Genomic DNA, 17,738 nt, shown 5'->3' with positions numbered 1-17,738 from the left:
AATGACTGTGAGAATGAGGGGCCTTTTAAATACTTCTATAAGGGAGTGAAAGAATGTATAAGTATTTACATATTTTAAATGATATAGAAAAAATGATTCAACATGGAGAGATAAAAGAAGGACAAAAATTACCATCAATACGGTCACTCGTTGCGCAATATGAATGTAATAAGGCAACAGTTATACGTGCGCTTTATGAATTAGAAAAGCGTCACATTATATATTCTGTCCCTCAAAGTGGATACTACGTTGTTAAGAAATCTGGGAGTACTATAGAAAATAAAGAGATAATTGATTTCGCTTCTTCAGCACCAGATCCAGATGTTTTCCCATATTTAGATTTTCAGCATTGCATTAATAAGGCTATTGATACTTATAAAAATGATTTGTTCGTATACGGAACACCGAAAGGGTTACCATCTTTAATTCCAGTCATTCAAAAACAGTTGGCGAATTATCAAGTGTTCACGAAAGAAGACAATATTTTTATAACGTCAGGCGTGCAACAGGCACTTGCAATATTAACTTCTATCTCATTTCCAAATGAAAATGAAACAATATTAGTTGAACAGCCAACGTATCATTTATATATAGAATATCTAGAAATAAATAAAGTTCCAGTAATCGGTATTAAACGTACGAATGAAGGTATTGACTTAAATGAATTGGAACGTATTTTTCGAACAGGTAAAATAAAATTCTTTTATACAATACCAAGATATCATCATCCACTTGGAACCTCTTATTCTAAAGGTGAGAAAGAAAAAATCGTACTATTGGCTAAGAAATATAATGTATTTATAGTAGAAGATGATTATTTAGCAGATTTAGAAATAGATTCAAAAGCCGATCCGTTATATAGCTTGGATTATGGTAATCATGTTATATATTTAAAAAGTTATTCGAAGATTATTTTTCCAGGTTTACGGGTTGGAGTTGCGGTCATTCCACCGTCCATTGCAAATGCTTTCTATACATACAAAAAGATACTAGATATTGATAGCCCCATGATATCTCAAGCTGCTTTAGAAATTTATATAAAGAGTGGCATGTTCGAACGCCATAAAAATAAAATTAAATCTTCCTATGATAATAGATCTAAAAAACTAGCAGAAGCATTAGAAAGAATGCATAGTGAAAACCCGCTTTTATTCACACATAAAAAGCAAAATACAATTGGAATCCATACTTGTTTAGAAGTACATAAAACAAGTATTTCGGACATGTTGATACAAAGACTAAGTGAAATGCAAATCAGTATTGATACGATTGATAAGAATTATGTGAGAGGTTTTCCGAAACAAAGACTATTAAAGTTGAACGTATCGAATGTAAAGGAAGATAGGATTGAAGAAGGAATTCGTAAAATAATGGAGGAAATCAAACAAGTGGAACGTCTAAATTTTCAATTTAAAAAAGAATAAAATGAATAAGGAAGTTTGTTGTGAGACGCAAAGTAATTCTCTAGTTTGTGTGTATCGCTGTAATAATTGGAGCTATAGTTGTGACTAATTATGATAAAAAAGATGATCAATGCATTGCGGTTGGTAAGTATTCAAGAGGTATTATCATAGGTCAAAATAACGAACCTATATTTAATGTGAAAATTTATAAAGATTCTATTAAAGGTAAGAAACGCAGTATTTCAAATGCAGAAGGTGAATTTGAAATACTAGATGGGGTATGTGGTGAGATTGTTTTACAATTCGTTACTCCAGATGGAGAAATCTATACGAGGAAATATGATAGGAAGCATATACCAAAAGTTATAAAGCTTAATTAGAAACATAAAGGTGAATAAGATGAAACCATTACGGAGAAAAGTAGCAGTTGTGGTCGGAGCAATTATATATGTAACTGGATAATTATATATTTTTTAAGAGCACTCTTAGCAAAGGGTGCTCTTTTTCATCATAAATATTTACTTAGCATCTTTTTAAAGTGATTTTTATCATAATTTACATATTGTGTAGCTGTATTTCGTATTGGATCTCCCGCGTAAAATCTTTCGTATAATTCGTGTCTTGATCCTAATGGGCTTCCAATAATATCCCAGGCTAACTTAAATAATTTTGTGCGTTGCTCGGCATCTATATTTGTTCCTTTTAAGTGCTTTTTCAATAAATTAGCTATCGGACTCTGGAAATCAATCGAGCTTGAAGGAAGTTGAATGAAGCCACCTGCTCCAATTAATTGTAAAATTTCTATTGCACGGGGATAATATTTAGAACCAAGATTCCTTGCAGTTTCGATATATTTAAAGTTTGGTAAATAAGTTTTTGTTTCATTTGTAGTACCTTCAACTTCCGCAGCAATTAAAAGTGCGCGAATTGTTTCGATTTGCATAATTAATTCTCCAAGTTTTTCTTGAACATGCAAATAAGTGTGAGCTCCAATTGCTTCAGCAATTTCAAAAGCAATCGCAGTTATAAATTCTAGCTTTATTAGTAATCGTACTATAGCTTGATGATAAGCTAAACTACTAGAAGCTGTATCTGATTTTATAGCCCAAATTGCTTCTGGATTATTATAAAGTAAAACACGTTCCCAAGGGACAAATACATTATCAAAGATTAATAGTGCATCCATTTCATCATACTGTGAGCTAATAGGGGAATCAACTGTGCTTGAAGTTGTATTTGCATATGGTTCTCTACAAACCATATGTAATCCTGGAGAATTGGCTGCCACGATAAGAAAGTGAGCTAAATCTTTTTGAGTGTCAGTCAGTTTTGTTAATGGGTAGATTAATAAATCATTTGAATAAGGAGAAGCAGTTCCTATCATTTTCGCACCACTTAAATAAATTCCATCAGAAGTTTCTTTTGTAACTCTTAGCAACCCTAAGTCATTTGCATTTAACATTGATTCTGTTGAGCGATTTATTTGTGGATCACGTTGGACTACACTTAAAAACAAGTGATTATCCCTAGCTTTTTCATAATAAGATGCGATTTTATCTGGAAACTGTGCATCGAACTTTTTATAAAAATCTCTTGATACGTACCAGCCAGTAAGTCTCGATCTTGCGTAATCAGATAGTCTACTCATTACACCGTCTGTAGCATAACTCCATGTTTCAAATGCAGTTCTTCTCATTAATAATTCATTATAGGAATTGGGAACTAAAAATGATTTATGAACAAAGTCTTTCGTTTTTGGGCTCACATATCCAATAGAATCTCTCTGTTTGGGATCATCAAATAACGAAAATAAATTAGAAATAGTACATAGTGTCCCCGCAAAATTGTTGTCTGTAGTTACATCTACTTTTTTTCCATAGAGCCAAACATTTCGACCATCTTGTAAGCTCTTTATATAGTGATCCTTTAAATTTTGCATATTTCCTCCTTTTAAAGATTACTCATATATTTGTACATCTTTTAATGGTGGTGAATATACGTGGAATGTTATTGCTGTTGAATCTGTAGCATTATACATTTTATGCACAGTATCTTTTTTTACGGTGAAAATATTTCCCTCTGTAAACTCTTCAATCCGTTTGCTATTTTTTTCGTACGTAATATTTTGTAGCGTACCATTGACTATTAATATACATCCTATAGATATTCCGTGATCATGAATAAGAGTCTTTGCTTTGCTAGGGAAATTTAATACTAAAATCTCCACAAATTCAGACTTATAGATAACATTTCTTCCGTATTCAAGGTTAATTGGTGAAGTAATAAAAGGAGATATTTTATGAAGTGTAATATTTAATGATTGAATAGCGGATATTAGATTGGCCGTATCGTAGTCATATAAGTTATGAAACGCTTTTTTGATGTTATGAATCAATTGCATGTAAAACTTCCTCCTAAGCATGTACATTAAAAGAAAAAGTAATCTAATATTATATAGAGCGTAGTGAATTCCATAATATTGTATTGAAACATTAAAAAAAAGTGACTTCTTTTACTTAGGAAGATTATTTAATTTGAAAATTATGGTAATTAATTCCATTAACATGATATGCTTGAACTATATACTTTTTTATTGGAAAGGTGATGAAATAAATGGCAGTTCTTTTAGTGGAAAATTTATATCAAATGTCTATTGTTTTATTACTTCTATGTTCATTTTGTTTTTATAGATATTTAAAGAAAATAAAAAGGGAAAGAAAGCTTACAGATTTTGAAATTACGATGTATATCATGACGCAACTTGCGTATTTCATTTGGGCGGCAACAACTTTTCTTAAAATGTTATCAGAATAGTTAATTTATGGTTAATTGTTTATTAGGTGCTGGGCAGAAATGTACGGTAAATAAAGGAAAAGGACAAAGATAGGCTTATAGATTAGGTAAATAAATATAGTCGGTATCTAGATCGATTACAATATCACTTATAATGTCTTTACAAAAAGAGCGGGGAAGACATTCATAATTATGTCGAACACAAAACAGATCGATGACACCACCGTTAGAAATCCCCTCATGTTTTACATTCAAATACATCCTTTTTAATTTCGTAATTGAAACGCATTGTCCAGCTACATACTCATTTATACCATATCCATCAAATTCAATTATCATATTATCACTGTTGGGTGCTAGCCAACGTTATAGCTTAAATTTTAGATGAATTTATTATACATTGTTTGAAATGTAGTGAGAATATATTTTTATAAAATGTGAGGGTTATAAATGGAACAAAATAAATTAGTTTTAGAAGGACCAAAACGTCTTAAGTGGGAAACGCGCGAAATTAAGTCTATACAGAATGATGAAATTAACGTTAAAACAATTGCAGGTGCAATAAGTATTGGAGCAGAGTTACCACAGTATAAAGAATCGGATGTTTCAGATACAAATCCTATTTATCCAAGAAAAACTGGATATGAAAGTTATGGTGAAGTGATTCGAGTTGGTAATAAAGTAACGAATTTAAACATAGGCGATAAAGTAGTTTCTTTTTATGGACATGAAACGATAGGAATAGTTAAGGGACATAAAGTGATTCGAGTTCCTAATTCAATAAAACCTAAAGTTGCTTTATTATCTATTCTTTCGTGTGATGCTGCTAAAGGAGTATTAAAACTAAATATGCGACAGGATGAAAAAGTACTTATAACTGGAATGGGAGTTATTGGTTTACTCGCTTGTTATTTTTTAAAATACTATGTAGGTGTTAAGCATGTAGATGTTGTTGAACCTAATAAAAATAGAAGAGATTTTGCAAAGAATTTTGGTGCGAAAAACATATATGAATCAGAAGAACAAATAATAGAAACATATAATTACGGTTTCGAATGTTCTGCTACAAATATCGGATTTCATACATTACAAAAAGCACTTAACAGTAATAGTGAAATATGTATACTTTCTGATGGGAATTTAGAGGAACTAACATTAACCGCTGATTTTTATGAGAAAGAACTGCGGATCATTGGTTCAAGTGACGGATATAATTATCAACAACATGCAGATTGGTTTTTTAGTCAAATAAAACAAACACCATGGATAGAAGAGATTTTTCAACATGAAATACAACATACAGGACTCATTCAATGTTTTGAGGAATTAAGTCAAGGAATAATTACCCCTTTAAAAGTATTTGTCTCATATGAATAATGAACAAAATGACCAGGTACTTGTCACATAGCCCACATATGTTTAGACACTAATATGATAGCAGAGCGCGGAGTAACATGTACGTGGATTCTTTAATAGGTACAACGGGTTGTGAAAACAGAGAATGGTTTTTGCTCTTTCATTATGTACAAATAGTATATTATCTTTCTCAGTGTACATATTAAGTAAAGAGTTTAATATCAAACATAAAAGGGGGGATAATATGAATGAAAATAAGAAAAATGAAGAATTGATTAAATTTAAGAAACAATGGTTTAATGAAGATAATCAACCAGTAGCTGGAATAGAGTTAGCTTTACCGCCTGATATAGGCAGCATGTTAGACTCCAAATCAGTTGATGATGAAAGTGAAGAAAGTAATAATGAATAAGTTTAATCTATATGCATCCATTCGGGTGCTTTTTATTTTTTTGACAATGGAAGATGGAACATCAAATCCTTATTGAAAAAAGGTTGGTCAAAATAGATTCTTTTTCAGTATATGTAAGTTTGATTTTTACAAAAAAGTTTAATTAAAATACATTTAGAATGCAATATGAAATGGGAATGCTAGTAACATTCACCATTAAAGGATTGGGCTATTATGAATATGATTTTTGAAAGCATTATTTTAATTCTGACTGGGATTATTGCATTAAAAATGACAGGTAGTAAATCTGTTAGCCAAATGACAAGAGCTGAAATTATTATAGTAGTATCAATTGCACGTATTATTGTGGAGCCTGTATTAAGTCGGAAAGTAGGCCCATCTATATTTGCAGCTGTAATATTTGCAGGCGTCCTTCTTATCATTCATTTCTTTGAATTGAAATCAAAGAAGATGGAACAATTCCTAAATGGCAGTAGCATTATAGTAGTAGAAAATGGAGAGATTGTAAAAGAGAATTTGATGAAGGCGAAAATGTCGGAACAACAACTATATATGCAATTAAGAGAAAAAGGGATTCATGATTTAAAGAGTTTACAGCAAGTTACAGCTGAACCGAATGGGCGGATTGGTTACCAATTAATAGAGAAAGCTCAACCGATAACTTTAGAAATGTTAGAAAAAGTAATAGATCAGTACAATATAAAAAGATAATTTATCTTAAGAAAAATCAATGCTACAACGGAAGTATTGGTTTTTCTATTTTTTTACACACTAATATAGGGGAAATAATAAGCCAATCTTAAAATTAGATATAGGCTTATTATTATGCTATATTCAATGAACCTATAGTGAATGTGGTAAAAAATTAATTTGGCATAGGTAACCGCAGCACTAAAATTTATAAGTTTTTAATGTGATACTAAAAATAGGATTAGAACAAGGAGATAGAATCATAATGGAATTTTGGGAATCAAGCTTTATTGAGAAGCAAACAATGTGGGGGTTTGAACCTACAGAATCTGCAATTTTGACAAAAGATTTTTTTGTGGAAAACAATGTTAAAGACATATTAGTTCCGGGTATTGGCTATGGAAGAAACGCAAAGGTATTTATCGAAAATAGTATAAATGTAACAGGTATTGAAATTTCGAAAACAGCGATTGATTTAGCAAGAGAAAACGGACTAGAAGATGTTAGTATCTATCACGGTTCAGTAAACGAAATGCCTTTTGATAATAAACTGTATGATGGGATATTTAGTCATGCACTTCTTCATTTGTTGAATGAACAGGAAAGAGAGAAATTTATTAAAGATTGTTATAATCAGTTAAAACCTGGTGGATATATGGTTTTTACAACTGTTTCTAAAAAAGCTCCAATGTACGGAAAAGGAAAACAGTTGGAGCAAGACTATTATGAGATAATGGAAGGCGTAAAAATGTTCTTCTATGATTCTGAATCTATAAAACAAGATTTTAAAAAATATGGACTAGTACAAGTTTCGGAAATTGATGAACCAAATAAGAATATGGTCAATAAACCTTCAATCAATTTCTTAAAGATAACATGTCAGAAAGAACTATAACGAAAAGTTATTAAGAATGATTAAAGATGTTTATATATTGATTATGCACAAATAAAAAGGACAAGCATATAATAGAAATACCTATTAACTTTAAGTAACCGTAACTTTCGTTAATAGGGTATCTCAAAATCCCCAAAAGAGCACTTGCGGAAACAAGTGCTCTTTTATTTTTTGTTTATTTAAGATGAATAAATTTCGTTAAACCCGTATGGGGTTTTAAACCATTATTTTGTATAAAGTGGTAAAATAAATAGGGAAAATGTTTAAGGGGGCGGGACATTTGAAACTAAAAGAGCTGGCGAATTTGTTATTGATTAAAGAAACTATTGGCAATATGGATGTAGAAATTACGGGGTTAGAAATGGATTCTAGAAAGATAACTGATGGAGATCTATTTATATGTGTATCAGGTATCGATGGTTTTCTTGAAGATCGACATCAATTTGTTGAAGATGCAGTGAAGAATGGTGCTGTAGCGTTAATTGTAGAAAGGGATGTAAATATTGAGATACCTAAAATAATTGTTAAAGATGCTAGATATGCTATGGCAGTTATTGCGTCACACTTCTATGGTTATCCATCTAATAAAATGAAGCTAATTGGAATTACAGGTACAAATGGGAAAACAACTACTTCCTATTTACTTGAAAAAATTTTAAGTGATTATGGATATCACATGGGGCTCATGGGGAATAACGGAGTGAAAGTTGATTCAAAATGGTATCCTACTGATATTAATACGCAAGAACCTCCAACACTTCAACGGAATTTGCAAATGATGAAAAATCAAAATGCAGATTATTGTGTTATGGAAGTTACGTCACAAGGTTTACATATGGAAAGAGTGAAAGGATGTAACTTTAAAATAGCTGTTTTTACAAATTTAACGCAAGATCATTTGGATTATCATGGAACATTTCATGAATATAAGCATGTAAAAGGTCTTCTTTTTTCAAGATTAGGAAATGATTTATCTACTACGGATAAAAAAATAGCTGTTTTGAATGCAGATGATCCATCGGTAGAATACTTTAAAAAAATTACTTCAGCTGAGGTTATCACATATGGAATACATAATAGAGCAGATGTTCAAGCGAAGAACATAACTTTAAGCCCAAAAGGAATTCGTTTTTTAGTTTCGTCTTTTAATGGAGAAATAGAGGTTAGTCTTAATCTTGTAGGTCGTTTTAATGTTTATAATGCATTAGCAGCAATAACAGTTGCAATGGTTGAAGGTATTCCGCTTACAAACATTTGTGATAGCTTATCTAACTTAAAGAGTATTGAAGGTAGAATGGAAATTATAGATGAAAATCAAGATTTTCTTGTAATAGTGGACTATGCTCATACACCGGATGCGTTAGAAAATGTTCTCTCTACAATTAGCGAGTTTTCAACAGGTAAAGTTATCACTGTTTTCGGTTGTGGTGGAGATAGAGACACAAAAAAACGATCTATAATGGGCGGAATTGCTGGAAGTTATAGCGATTTTGTTTTTATTACTTCTGATAATCCACGTTCGGAAGATCCGCAGGCAATAATGAAAGATATTGAAAAAGGATTTTTGCAAAATAATAATTTGAATTATAAAGTAGAAGTAGATCGTGAACTTGCAATAACTCACGCAATAAACATGGCATCTTCTAATGATATCGTTTTGATTGCAGGCAAAGGGCATGAAACGTATCAAATTTTAAAAGGTTCAACTATTTATTTTGATGATAAAGAAAAAGCTCGACAAGCAATTATTAATAAATGAATGAATTCAATTAGTAGCTGAATAGTATTTCTAATAAAAATAATATTTTAGATGAAGCTAAAACTAATAACTGAGCAATTTTATGAAGAATTTATAATTGAAAGGTAAGGATATTTCTATGAATGTATGAGGGGAAAACCTTACCTTTTATAGTTTTATTTCTGAACAACAAACGTAATAGCATTTGTTTTTAATTGAATATGCCTTCCATCGCGAACAATAGCATAGACTAATTCTTTTATTTCAACTTTAATTTCTTTCCATTCCTTATAAATACTTTTTAATAGATGTATCATATCTTCAGTAGGAAGGTTAATTTCAATTAAAGCATCTAATTCTTCATCCGTATGTAAGTCAATTTCTTGTATGTTCGAGTTAATAATTAAACAATTAATACCGCCACTTTTTGTACCTTCTTTCATAGAATGGAGCACGTTTTTTAAATCTTCTTCTGATTGAACATGCTCTAAACTTGATACTGCAATGATATAATCATATGTATCAGGTTGGATGTAGTAGTTTTCAATTGCTGCTTGTTCGGTTTTAATATTATTAATTACACCATATTTTCTACTATAAGTTTGTAATTTTGTTAAAGCGGAATCAAGTAAGTCCACACATGTAATAGTGCCACTAGTATTTTGTATCTTTTGTGCAATGGGAATACTATTTCTTCCGACGCCAGAGCCGAGATCAAGTACTTGCAAGTTGTTTTGTCCTTCAAAGTGATCCATCAAGTCCATAACTGTTTTAACTGGTTTGTACAGCCAAGAGCCAGTTTCAAATAGTTTATATTGTTCATAACAAAGGTCGTGATATTTCTTTTCTGCTTGTCTTATGTAATTAATACGATTCATAGTGTTTCAGCTCCAATATTATTATTGCAAAATGAATGGGTAGGACAACCTTTTACATTTGTTTGAATTCGAAAAATACCACCAGCATGTGGATATTGCTTTAATTCGTCATCCGTCATTCTTGTTCTGGCTGTTGTAACATATAGGTCGGTTAAATTGGGCCCTCCAAATGTACAAGATGTTACATATAGCGCTGGAATCGGGATACTTAACATTTGTTTTCCAGTTGAAGGGTTCCATCTAGTAATCTTTGAACCTCCCCAATGAGCAATCCATAAGCAACCTTCCTCGTCAATTGTCATACCATCAGGTAGACCGTCATTTTCGGGGAAAATGATTACATCACTTGGATTACGAATTACTCCAGAGCATATATCATAATGAAAACGAACTACTTTTTTAGTAGGTGTATCGATATAGTAAAGGTATGTGTGGTCAGGTGACCAAGCTATGCCATTTGATGTATTTACATGTGAAACTTTTTTCTCTACCTTTAAATTATTATTTAAACAATACAAGGAACCAGCAGCATTAATACCGTATGTATCTGTAGTACCTGCCCAAAAACGTCCTGCCGGATCGCATTTTCCATCATTAAAACGATTATTAAATAAATGTGGTTCAGGGTCAAAAATATGTGTCAGTTTTTCTGTTTTTACATTAATAGAATAAAAGCCGTTTTCCATAGCTAGGAGCAGTACGTCATCTAAATATGGAACAACACAACCAATTTGTTGATTGAGAGCAATTACTCGGTTTGTATTAGCGGTAGGACTAAATATGCATAATTGTTTCTCCGCAATATCAACCCAGTATAAAAGTTGCTTTTTTTCATCCCAACATGGTCCTTCGGCTAAACTTGCTTTTGCATCTAAAATTAATTCTATATTACTGTCCAAGATGTTCACCTCGCTTTATAAGATATTTATATAATTCGATAAGAATAGAGGTAAACCTTTTAATCAGAAGATATTAAGATTTGTACCATGGAATAGTGATTTTCTTGAGTGATTAAAAAATGTATAAATATGGAGAGGAAAATGCATATGATGTTTTATGAAATTGTTTGCTTTTCTTGTAAAAATATATTTCGTGTTTATGAAGGTAGTGAAAAATATAAGCGATTTAAAGAGAAACCAAAAGGGGTATATTGTTGTGATGAGTGTAGCCACAAAATTCAATTAGAAGCGATAAAGAATTTTTTTAGATAATTATATAATTTTATTTCGGAAAAGTTTGACAATAATAGCGTTATAAATTATCATATGAAAAAACTAATATTTAAAATGGCATGGAAGAGAAGAGTAGTTAAGAAAGAATACGTACAGAGAGCTCTGGTAGCTGAGAAAGAGCAGTATACATCTTAATGAAAAAAGACTTGGAGCTGCGCAAGGAACTAATTTATTTAGGGATGGTGCGACGGGATCTCCCGTTATAGAGATAGGGTATAAGCATATTTTGCCGTACCTGAAGAGGTTAATATGGTGACATATTGACAAACTGAGGTGGTACCGCGAAGCTAACAACTCTCGTCCTCAAGATGAATAATCTTGGGGGTGGGAGTTTTTTTATTGTATAAAACTGAAAATCTGAAAACAAAAAACAATTGAGGTGAGTAACATATGCATTGGGCGTATGAAGTAGCACACGAATTAATTAGAAAACATCCAAACAAAGAAACTTTTGTTTGCGCATCTGGAATTAGTCCATCTGGTTCTGTTCATATTGGGAACTTTCGTGAAACCGTAACGACTTATTTTGTTGTAAGGGCGCTTCAAGATTTAGGGAAAAAGACTCGTTTTATATTTTCATGGGATGATTACGACAGATTTAGAAAAGTCCCTAAAAATGTTGATTCATCTTTTGTAAAGTATATCGGAATGCCATACTGTGATATACCAGATCCGTATGGATGTCATAATTCATATGCCGAGCATTTTGAAAAAGAGTTTGAGGAATCGCTTCAAGTATTTGGGATTGAAGTGGAATTCATATATCAACATGCTGAATATAGAAGTGGAAGATATAACAAAAACATATTGGAGGCTTTATATAAAAGAAAAGAAATATATGATATTTTAATGAGTTTTAAAACTGGAGAGTGTAGTGAAGAAGAGCGAGAGGGCTTTTATCCGGTTACATTATATTGTGAGAAATGCGGGAAAGATGCGACAACGATTACACATTTTGATGAAGTATTAAAAACAGTTCGGTATGAATGTGAATGCGGAAATCAAACTGAATTATCGGTATTAAATACAAATGAAATGAAACTGAATTGGAAAATCGATTGGCCGATGAGATGGATGATAGAGGATGTTGTTTTTGAGCCGGGCGGAAGAGATCATTCATCAGAAACGGGTAGTTATAATGTATCAAAAGAAATTGCGAGAAAAATATTCAATCGTGAAGCGCCTCATTACATTGCTTACGATTTTATTGGAATTAAAGGGCATCATGAAAAAATGTCTAGTTCCTCAGGGAATAGTATTACACCTAGCGAGTTGCTAAAAGTGTATTTGCCCGAAGTGATTCTATTTATGTTTGCAAAATATAGGCCAGACGCAGCGTTTCATATCGGTCTTGATGAAGATGTAATTCGCAATTATACAGAATATGAACGATTGAAAGATAGTTATGAGAATAAAATGCTCAAAAATGAAGATTTATTTGATGCAATTAAGCTTTCTAGAGTAGATAGCGGATTTAAAGAATATCCGAAATTTAATCAAGTAGCAGGAATATTGCCGCTATTAAATTTTAATTCACCCATTTTACAAGGTACATTAGAAGAAATAGATAGAAGTTATGCATTAGATGCTATGATTGCGATAAGTAATCGTGCAGAGCATTGGATAAGAAACTTTCAATCCGAAAAATTAATTGCGGTAAATCAGGAGAAAAATACAGAGTTTTATAACACATTAGAGGGAAAGCAGAAAAAATGGTTAGTAGAAGTTTGTAAAATATTGCGTTCAAATAAAGATTATTCAAACATAATGGAGCAATTTTATTCGATTTGTCATCATGAAAATAAAAAAATAATGAAAGGAAATCAAAAACAATTATTCACTATTATATATAAACTCATTATGAATCAATCAAATGGTCCTCGTATACCATTATTAATACATGTGGTAGGTATAGAAAAAACCATTGCATTATTAGATTTCTAAAACAAAGTTAAAAGTAACGCAAGTACCCAAAATTCTAAGTACTTGCGTTCCAAATTTTACTACCGTGAATACAATTTCGGACATTCATCACCACTAGGTTCATAAAAACAGTGACTTTTAAACTGTCCTACAAATGGCTGATTATACCATTCAGGCGGACAAGCTCCAACTGGACGGAAATACCAAAGAGCCCATCGTGCAGGCCAGCGCCACTCACCTTGTAAAACTTTTCGTGCGATTTCTTTTTCTGATTCACGAGCGCGTTGATAAAAATATCCGTATTGCACTGCTTCGAATCCACCAGGGCTTTGATATACAGCATCACGTACGGTACGGAGTTGTTTAAAATCTAAGCAATCACAAAATACACGATTTACTACTACGCAGCCAACAAGTTGTTCACCTTGTCGACCTTCGCCTTCAGCTTCAGCACGCATTAAACGAGCTAGTAAATCAACATCGCTTTCGTTATATGGAATAAGGGGCATAGTGATACCAACTTTCTTTACCTGTTATAGTAAAGAGTGTATGTATGAAAATAAGCTAAGTGCTTTTCTATATGTAAATTCATTAATTATTAAAAGGAGCTTTTATGAAAAAAGCTAATTAGTAATTGTAGACTAATATAAAGAGGAGAGATAATATGCATCGAATTCAGAAAGACCATATCATTTACGCAATGTCACCAGAAAATAAACCATGTATGGAAGTAGAAATTGGGAGTCGCCTTATATTTGAAACATATGATTGCTTTGAAAATCAAATTGATTCTGAAGATGTTGCGTTTCAAGAATTAGATTGGAACCGAATTAATCCGGCGACTGGACCTGTATATATCAGTGGTGCAGAGCCTGGTGACATATTAGCCGTAACGATTGAAAAGATTCAAATTGCAGAGCAAGGTGTTTTAACTACAGGTATGAATCTTGGTGTAATGGGTGAAGAGCTACATGAAAATACAGTGAAAATTGTCCCAATACATAATAAACATGTTTTGTTTTCGAATGAACTACAAATCCCAATTAATCCAATGATCGGTGTAATTGGAACTGCTCCAAAAGAAGAGAGTATTTCATGTGGCACACCGCATGATCACGGCGGGAATATGGACTGTAAAGAGATAAAAGAAGGGACAACATTATTATTACCTGTAAATGTTCCTGGTGCTCTATTAGCATTAGGTGATTTACACGCAGCGATGGGTGACGGTGAAATTGGTGTTAGTGGAGTAGAGGTTGCTGGTGAGGTGACGGTAACAGTTCATATTATAAAAGGAAAGAAATGGCCATTACCAATGGCTATTCAAAAAGAAAAAATAATGACGCTTGCTTCAGAGAAATTGCTAGATGATGCAGCGAATCGTGCTGTACGTAATATGGTGACATTTTTACATGAAGAATTAGAAATGTCTAAAGCTGATGCAACACTTTTATTATCAGCTGCCGGCGATTTAAAAGTTTGTCAAGTTGTGGACCCGCTTAAAACGGCACGAATGGAACTAAGTTTGGACTATGTGGAGAAGCTAGGTTTTAATTTGAGTAAATTTCATATTAAGTAAGAATAATAGAAGAAGGATGCTTTTGTATAAAAGTATCCTTTTTAAATTTACGAATTAAATAAAAAAAGGTATTATTTATTTTATATAATTGTATATACGATTGCGGATCGATAAAGGAGTAAATAATGGTTAAAATTATGATTGTAGAAGATGATATGAAAATAGCAGAATTATTATCAACACATGTTGCGAAATACGGGTATGAAGGAATTATTGTATCTGATTTTCAAAATGTATTAAATATTTTTTTAGAAGAACAACCAGAGTTAGTTTTATTAGATATTAATTTACCGAGTTTTGATGGGTACTATTGGTGTCGTCAAATTCGCGGAGTTTCCACGTGTCCGATATTATTTATTTCAGCTCGTGAAGGTACGATGGATCAAGTTATGGCGTTAGAAAACGGTGGTGATGATTTCATTTCAAAGCCATTCCATTACGAAGTTGTAATGGCTAAAATTCGAAGTCATTTAAGACGTGCTTACGGAGATTATGCACCGAAAGTAGAAGATCGGATGGTTGAGCAACAGGGACTTTGTTTATATCCCGAAAGGCTTGTATTGAAGCTTAGGAACCAAGAGATTGATATAACGAGAAACGAAGCTATTTTATTAGAAATGTTAATGAAAAATTATCCGCGTGTAGTGAGTAGAGAGGTGTTATTAAATAAATTATGGGATAGCGAATCCTATGTTGATGATAATACATTAAGTGTAAATACGACACGTGTGCGAAAGAAGTTAAAAACGTTACAGATTGAGGATGCGATTGAAACGATTCGTAGTGTTGGATATAGATTGCACATTACTTGGGATACGGGTGTGGAAAAATGATAAGGCTGTTTATACGTGATCATATACCACTTATTTGTTTTACAGCAATTCAACTACTATCCATATTTCTCGTATATTGGTTTGATGGACATAAGCATATTGCGACGGCATTGTATGCAATGTTTTTAGGTGCCTTTTTTATGGTAGGCTATTTAGTATTTCGTTACTTTACTCATCGTACTTTCTATGAACGATTAGCAAACCCGATGCAATCTTTAGATGAATCGGTTCAAACATCTGATTTTGCAGCTATATCTGCTGCTCTTCAACACTTGCTTGAGGTACAGTATCGCCATTATCAAAATCAGCTTCAAATACAAGAGAGAAAAAATAATGATCATTTAACCTTTATGAATCAGTGGATTCATCAAATGAAAACACCTTTATCTGTCATAGAATTAATTACACAAGATGAAGTTGATCCACGCTTCGAAAGTATAAATGAGGAAACAGATAGACTGAAAAAGGGGTTAGAGATGGCATTGTATGTTGCACGTTTAGAAGCATTTACACAAGATTTTTATGTAGAAAAAGTACAGCTACATAAAATAGTGAATGATTCTGTGCATGAACATAAACGTTTCTTTATCCGGAATTTTGTGTATCCAGAGCTTAAAGTTGAAAAAGATATTACTGTAGAAAGTGATGCAAAATGGTTACAATTTTTAATTGGACAAATACTATCGAATGCGATTAAATATTCATCTGGTAGTAGAGAGAAGATTAAAGTGAAAGCTTGTAAGGAAGGTAATACAGTCATACTTGAAATTGCTGATAACGGTGTAGGCATACCGAAGCAAGATTTACCTAGAGTATTCAAACCATTCTTTACAGGGGAAAATGGCAGAGATTTTAAAGAATCAACTGGAATGGGGCTATATCTTGTATATGAAATTACGAAACAATTAGGACATAGTGTAGAAATCCATTCAGAAGTTGGTAAAGGTACCGTTGTACGTATTAAATTTTTTAATGTGTAAAAATAAGTAATCTAGGCTAAAGAACTTTGGAGATAAGTTTTTTAGCCTTTTTGTATAGCGGTTATATGAAATGGTAAAACGTCATATTAGTATGTATAATGACACACTAATAAATACGATTGTTAAATTTGAAGGATTTAATAAAAAGCTGATAAATATTTTTGTAAGAAAAAAGCCACCCCTTTGAAAGAGATAGCTTCATGGATCTATCCTATGTATAAGTATAATGTTCGAATACGTGATATGTTTTGTGGATTATAATACAATTAGTCTTTTGTTTTTTCATGATACAGTATTGTAATTAAGTAAACAAACTTAATAATTTATACCCAATTAATCCTAAAATAGTGATAGGAATCATCATTAAGAAAGAAGACACACGATAAGCATTAGAGCGTTCTAATACAAGAATCAAGATAATTCCGACTATCACTTCCGTATATCCAACAGGTAACATGTGACTGTAATCTTCAAAGTTTAATAGAATGTGAAGTCCGTCCGTTACAAAAACTCCACTTAAAAGTGCGCTTCCGAATTTATGAAGTGAAGTTGTCGTATCTTTCCATAGAAAACCTGCAATTCCAAAGATAGTTCCTCCTATACATGCACATACAATCCATACAGATATAAAATAAATAGAGTGAGCTACATTTTTAATAACTATTGCATAACCATAATAGCCTAATACCATACCGAGTAGTGCAAGGATACCAGAAAGCATAGCTGTACGCTTAGAATAACTAAGGCTAGCCACGAAAAAGGATGGAACTAACCAAACGCTTCCTAAGTTAGCTAATGAATGCCAATTTCCTGGAAGTATACCTTGACCTAATTTAGTTAGTATACCAACAATTATCCCTACTACAATCGGGAGGAGAACGATTCTTAAAAATATATTTAATTTTGTGATTTTTAATGTCCTGTCCATAAATTCAATCCTTATATTAATATTTTCTGCAACTATATAATAGCTTATTAAAGGGTAGTAATCAATGATAATTTATTGAAAAACAATAAGTTATTATT

Annotated in this window: 20 protein-coding genes and 1 other annotated feature; of the genes, 13 read left to right on the top strand and 7 right to left on the bottom strand. The window is 32.1% G+C overall.

Annotated features, from left to right (window positions below):
• The first annotated feature begins 53 nt into the window (after positions 1–53).
• Complete coding sequence (locus MR147_RS07205; RefSeq protein ID WP_074608796.1) at positions 54–1,424, top strand: aminotransferase-like domain-containing protein; 1,371 nt, start codon at positions 54–56, stop codon at positions 1,422–1,424.
• A 47-nt stretch (positions 1,425–1,471) separates the two neighbouring features.
• Entirely contained in the window at positions 1,472–1,783 is a 312-nt protein-coding gene (locus tag MR147_RS07200; protein WP_175574536.1) for a carboxypeptidase regulatory-like domain-containing protein, read from the top strand.
• Between the two features lie 128 nt (positions 1,784–1,911).
• On the opposite strand, the gene MR147_RS07195 is transcribed toward MR147_RS07200, so the two are convergent.
• Both MR147_RS07195 and MR147_RS07190 read right to left on the bottom strand, forming a co-directional pair.
• Positions 1,912–3,342, bottom strand: a complete 1,431-nt coding sequence (locus MR147_RS07195) for a 4-hydroxyphenylacetate 3-hydroxylase family protein (RefSeq protein ID WP_074608794.1) — start codon at positions 3,340–3,342, stop codon at positions 1,912–1,914.
• A gap of 18 nt (positions 3,343–3,360) precedes the next feature.
• Positions 3,361–3,804 carry a cysteine dioxygenase gene (locus tag MR147_RS07190; protein WP_074608793.1) on the bottom strand — a complete coding sequence of 148 codons (444 nt, stop codon included), beginning with the start codon at positions 3,802–3,804 and terminating at the stop codon, positions 3,361–3,363.
• A 212-nt stretch (positions 3,805–4,016) separates the two neighbouring features.
• On the opposite strand from MR147_RS07190, the gene MR147_RS07185 reads away from it, so the two are divergent.
• Positions 4,017–4,217, top strand: coding sequence for a hypothetical protein (locus MR147_RS07185; protein WP_000279698.1), 201 nt, complete (start codon positions 4,017–4,019; stop codon positions 4,215–4,217).
• 75 nt (positions 4,218–4,292) lie between these two features.
• On the opposite strand, the gene MR147_RS07180 is transcribed toward MR147_RS07185, so the two are convergent.
• Positions 4,293–4,535 carry a hypothetical protein gene (locus MR147_RS07180; RefSeq protein WP_049111239.1) on the bottom strand — a complete coding sequence of 81 codons (243 nt, stop codon included), beginning with the start codon at positions 4,533–4,535 and terminating at the stop codon, positions 4,293–4,295.
• A gap of 111 nt (positions 4,536–4,646) precedes the next feature.
• Here MR147_RS07180 and MR147_RS27345 point away from each other — a divergent pair, with 111 nt between their 5' ends.
• The 5 genes from MR147_RS27345 (at position 4,647) to MR147_RS07155 (ending at position 9,308) form a co-directional block, all read left to right on the top strand.
• Positions 4,647–5,573, top strand: a complete 927-nt coding sequence (locus MR147_RS27345) for a zinc-dependent alcohol dehydrogenase (protein WP_074608792.1) — start codon at positions 4,647–4,649, stop codon at positions 5,571–5,573.
• Between the two features lie 223 nt (positions 5,574–5,796).
• Entirely contained in the window at positions 5,797–5,964 is a 168-nt protein-coding gene (locus MR147_RS07170; protein WP_014893697.1) for a hypothetical protein, read from the top strand.
• 213 nt (positions 5,965–6,177) lie between these two features.
• Positions 6,178–6,675, top strand: a complete 498-nt coding sequence (locus tag MR147_RS07165) for a DUF421 domain-containing protein (protein WP_001055958.1) — start codon at positions 6,178–6,180, stop codon at positions 6,673–6,675.
• A 244-nt stretch (positions 6,676–6,919) separates the two neighbouring features.
• Positions 6,920–7,549 carry a class I SAM-dependent methyltransferase gene (locus MR147_RS07160; RefSeq protein WP_000397617.1) on the top strand — a complete coding sequence of 210 codons (630 nt, stop codon included), beginning with the start codon at positions 6,920–6,922 and terminating at the stop codon, positions 7,547–7,549.
• Positions 7,550–7,808: 259 nt separating this feature from the next.
• Positions 7,809–9,308 carry a UDP-N-acetylmuramoyl-L-alanyl-D-glutamate--2,6-diaminopimelate ligase gene (locus MR147_RS07155; protein ID WP_242303876.1) on the top strand — a complete coding sequence of 500 codons (1,500 nt, stop codon included), beginning with the start codon at positions 7,809–7,811 and terminating at the stop codon, positions 9,306–9,308.
• A gap of 155 nt (positions 9,309–9,463) precedes the next feature.
• On the opposite strand, the gene MR147_RS07150 is transcribed toward MR147_RS07155, so the two are convergent.
• Complete coding sequence (locus tag MR147_RS07150) at positions 9,464–10,165, bottom strand: class I SAM-dependent methyltransferase (protein WP_074608788.1); 702 nt, start codon at positions 10,163–10,165, stop codon at positions 9,464–9,466.
• The gene (locus MR147_RS07145) at positions 10,162–11,064 is read right to left on the bottom strand and encodes an SMP-30/gluconolactonase/LRE family protein (protein WP_139302823.1); all 903 of its coding nucleotides are present in this window, start codon (positions 11,062–11,064) and stop codon (positions 10,162–10,164) included. The genes MR147_RS07150 and MR147_RS07145 overlap by 4 nt, the downstream gene beginning before the upstream one ends.
• Positions 11,065–11,205: 141 nt before the next feature.
• Between MR147_RS07145 and MR147_RS07140 the strand changes: the two genes are divergently transcribed.
• Complete coding sequence (locus tag MR147_RS07140; protein WP_000551046.1) at positions 11,206–11,376, top strand: DUF2197 domain-containing protein; 171 nt, start codon at positions 11,206–11,208, stop codon at positions 11,374–11,376.
• Positions 11,377–11,448: 72 nt separating this feature from the next.
• Positions 11,449–11,705, top strand: a binding site (T-box leader).
• Between the two features lie 82 nt (positions 11,706–11,787).
• A complete protein-coding gene (lysS, locus tag MR147_RS07135) occupies positions 11,788–13,341 on the top strand; it encodes a lysine--tRNA ligase (protein WP_074608785.1) in 1,554 nt (517 codons plus the stop codon).
• A gap of 59 nt (positions 13,342–13,400) precedes the next feature.
• Here lysS and MR147_RS07130 read toward each other — a convergent pair whose 3' ends face one another.
• Positions 13,401–13,829: a cell wall hydrolase gene (locus tag MR147_RS07130; protein ID WP_001128419.1), complete on the bottom strand. Its 429-nt coding sequence runs from the start codon at positions 13,827–13,829 to the stop codon at positions 13,401–13,403.
• 155 nt (positions 13,830–13,984) lie between these two features.
• On the opposite strand from MR147_RS07130, the gene MR147_RS07125 reads away from it, so the two are divergent.
• The 3 genes from MR147_RS07125 to MR147_RS07115 all read left to right on the top strand — a co-directional run bounded on the left by MR147_RS07125 (position 13,985) and on the right by MR147_RS07115 (position 16,712).
• Positions 13,985–14,899 carry an acetamidase/formamidase family protein gene (locus MR147_RS07125; protein ID WP_242303875.1) on the top strand — a complete coding sequence of 305 codons (915 nt, stop codon included), beginning with the start codon at positions 13,985–13,987 and terminating at the stop codon, positions 14,897–14,899.
• Between the two features lie 125 nt (positions 14,900–15,024).
• Positions 15,025–15,732, top strand: a complete 708-nt coding sequence (locus MR147_RS07120) for a response regulator transcription factor (protein WP_074608781.1) — start codon at positions 15,025–15,027, stop codon at positions 15,730–15,732.
• Positions 15,729–16,712, top strand: a complete 984-nt coding sequence (locus tag MR147_RS07115) for a sensor histidine kinase (protein WP_074608779.1) — start codon at positions 15,729–15,731, stop codon at positions 16,710–16,712. Before MR147_RS07120 ends, MR147_RS07115 begins: the two co-directional genes overlap by 4 nt.
• Before the next feature lie 301 nt (positions 16,713–17,013).
• Here MR147_RS07115 and MR147_RS07110 read toward each other — a convergent pair whose 3' ends face one another.
• Positions 17,014–17,640 carry a DUF6518 family protein gene (locus tag MR147_RS07110; protein WP_074608777.1) on the bottom strand — a complete coding sequence of 209 codons (627 nt, stop codon included), beginning with the start codon at positions 17,638–17,640 and terminating at the stop codon, positions 17,014–17,016.
• Positions 17,641–17,738: the final 98 nt, after the last annotated feature.

This window comes from Bacillus cereus group sp. BfR-BA-01350 (assembly GCF_022663775.1).
Taxonomy (GTDB): Bacteria; Bacillota; Bacilli; order Bacillales; family Bacillaceae_G; genus Bacillus_A; species Bacillus_A paranthracis.
The sequence above is the reverse complement of the archived record's forward strand: the minus strand, read 5'-3'. Positions and strand labels throughout refer to the sequence as shown.

What these genes read in the sequence shown, in the direction of transcription:
- MR147_RS07205 (WP_074608796.1), top strand. Translation starts at nt 54, where the DNA reads ATGTATAAGTATTTACATATTTTAAATGATATAGAAAAAATGATTCAA.
- MR147_RS07195 (WP_074608794.1), bottom strand. Translation starts at nt 3,342, where the DNA reads ATGCAAAATTTAAAGGATCACTATATAAAGAGCTTACAAGATGGTCGA.
- MR147_RS07190 (WP_074608793.1), bottom strand. Translation starts at nt 3,804, where the DNA reads ATGCAATTGATTCATAACATCAAAAAAGCGTTTCATAACTTATATGAC.
- MR147_RS07185 (WP_000279698.1), top strand. Translation starts at nt 4,017, where the DNA reads ATGGCAGTTCTTTTAGTGGAAAATTTATATCAAATGTCTATTGTTTTA.
- MR147_RS07180 (WP_049111239.1), bottom strand. Translation starts at nt 4,535, where the DNA reads ATGATAATTGAATTTGATGGATATGGTATAAATGAGTATGTAGCTGGA.
- MR147_RS27345 (WP_074608792.1), top strand. Translation starts at nt 4,647, where the DNA reads ATGGAACAAAATAAATTAGTTTTAGAAGGACCAAAACGTCTTAAGTGG.
- MR147_RS07170 (WP_014893697.1), top strand. Translation starts at nt 5,797, where the DNA reads ATGAATGAAAATAAGAAAAATGAAGAATTGATTAAATTTAAGAAACAA.
- MR147_RS07165 (WP_001055958.1), top strand. Translation starts at nt 6,178, where the DNA reads ATGAATATGATTTTTGAAAGCATTATTTTAATTCTGACTGGGATTATT.
- MR147_RS07160 (WP_000397617.1), top strand. Translation starts at nt 6,920, where the DNA reads ATGGAATTTTGGGAATCAAGCTTTATTGAGAAGCAAACAATGTGGGGG.
- MR147_RS07155 (WP_242303876.1), top strand. Translation starts at nt 7,809, where the DNA reads ATGTTTAAGGGGGCGGGACATTTGAAACTAAAAGAGCTGGCGAATTTG.
- MR147_RS07150 (WP_074608788.1), bottom strand. Translation starts at nt 10,165, where the DNA reads ATGAATCGTATTAATTACATAAGACAAGCAGAAAAGAAATATCACGAC.
- MR147_RS07140 (WP_000551046.1), top strand. Translation starts at nt 11,206, where the DNA reads ATGCATATGATGTTTTATGAAATTGTTTGCTTTTCTTGTAAAAATATA.
- lysS (WP_074608785.1), top strand. Translation starts at nt 11,788, where the DNA reads ATGCATTGGGCGTATGAAGTAGCACACGAATTAATTAGAAAACATCCA.
- MR147_RS07130 (WP_001128419.1), bottom strand. Translation starts at nt 13,829, where the DNA reads ATGCCCCTTATTCCATATAACGAAAGCGATGTTGATTTACTAGCTCGT.
- MR147_RS07125 (WP_242303875.1), top strand. Translation starts at nt 13,985, where the DNA reads ATGCATCGAATTCAGAAAGACCATATCATTTACGCAATGTCACCAGAA.
- MR147_RS07120 (WP_074608781.1), top strand. Translation starts at nt 15,025, where the DNA reads ATGGTTAAAATTATGATTGTAGAAGATGATATGAAAATAGCAGAATTA.
- MR147_RS07115 (WP_074608779.1), top strand. Translation starts at nt 15,729, where the DNA reads ATGATAAGGCTGTTTATACGTGATCATATACCACTTATTTGTTTTACA.
- MR147_RS07110 (WP_074608777.1), bottom strand. Translation starts at nt 17,640, where the DNA reads ATGGACAGGACATTAAAAATCACAAAATTAAATATATTTTTAAGAATC.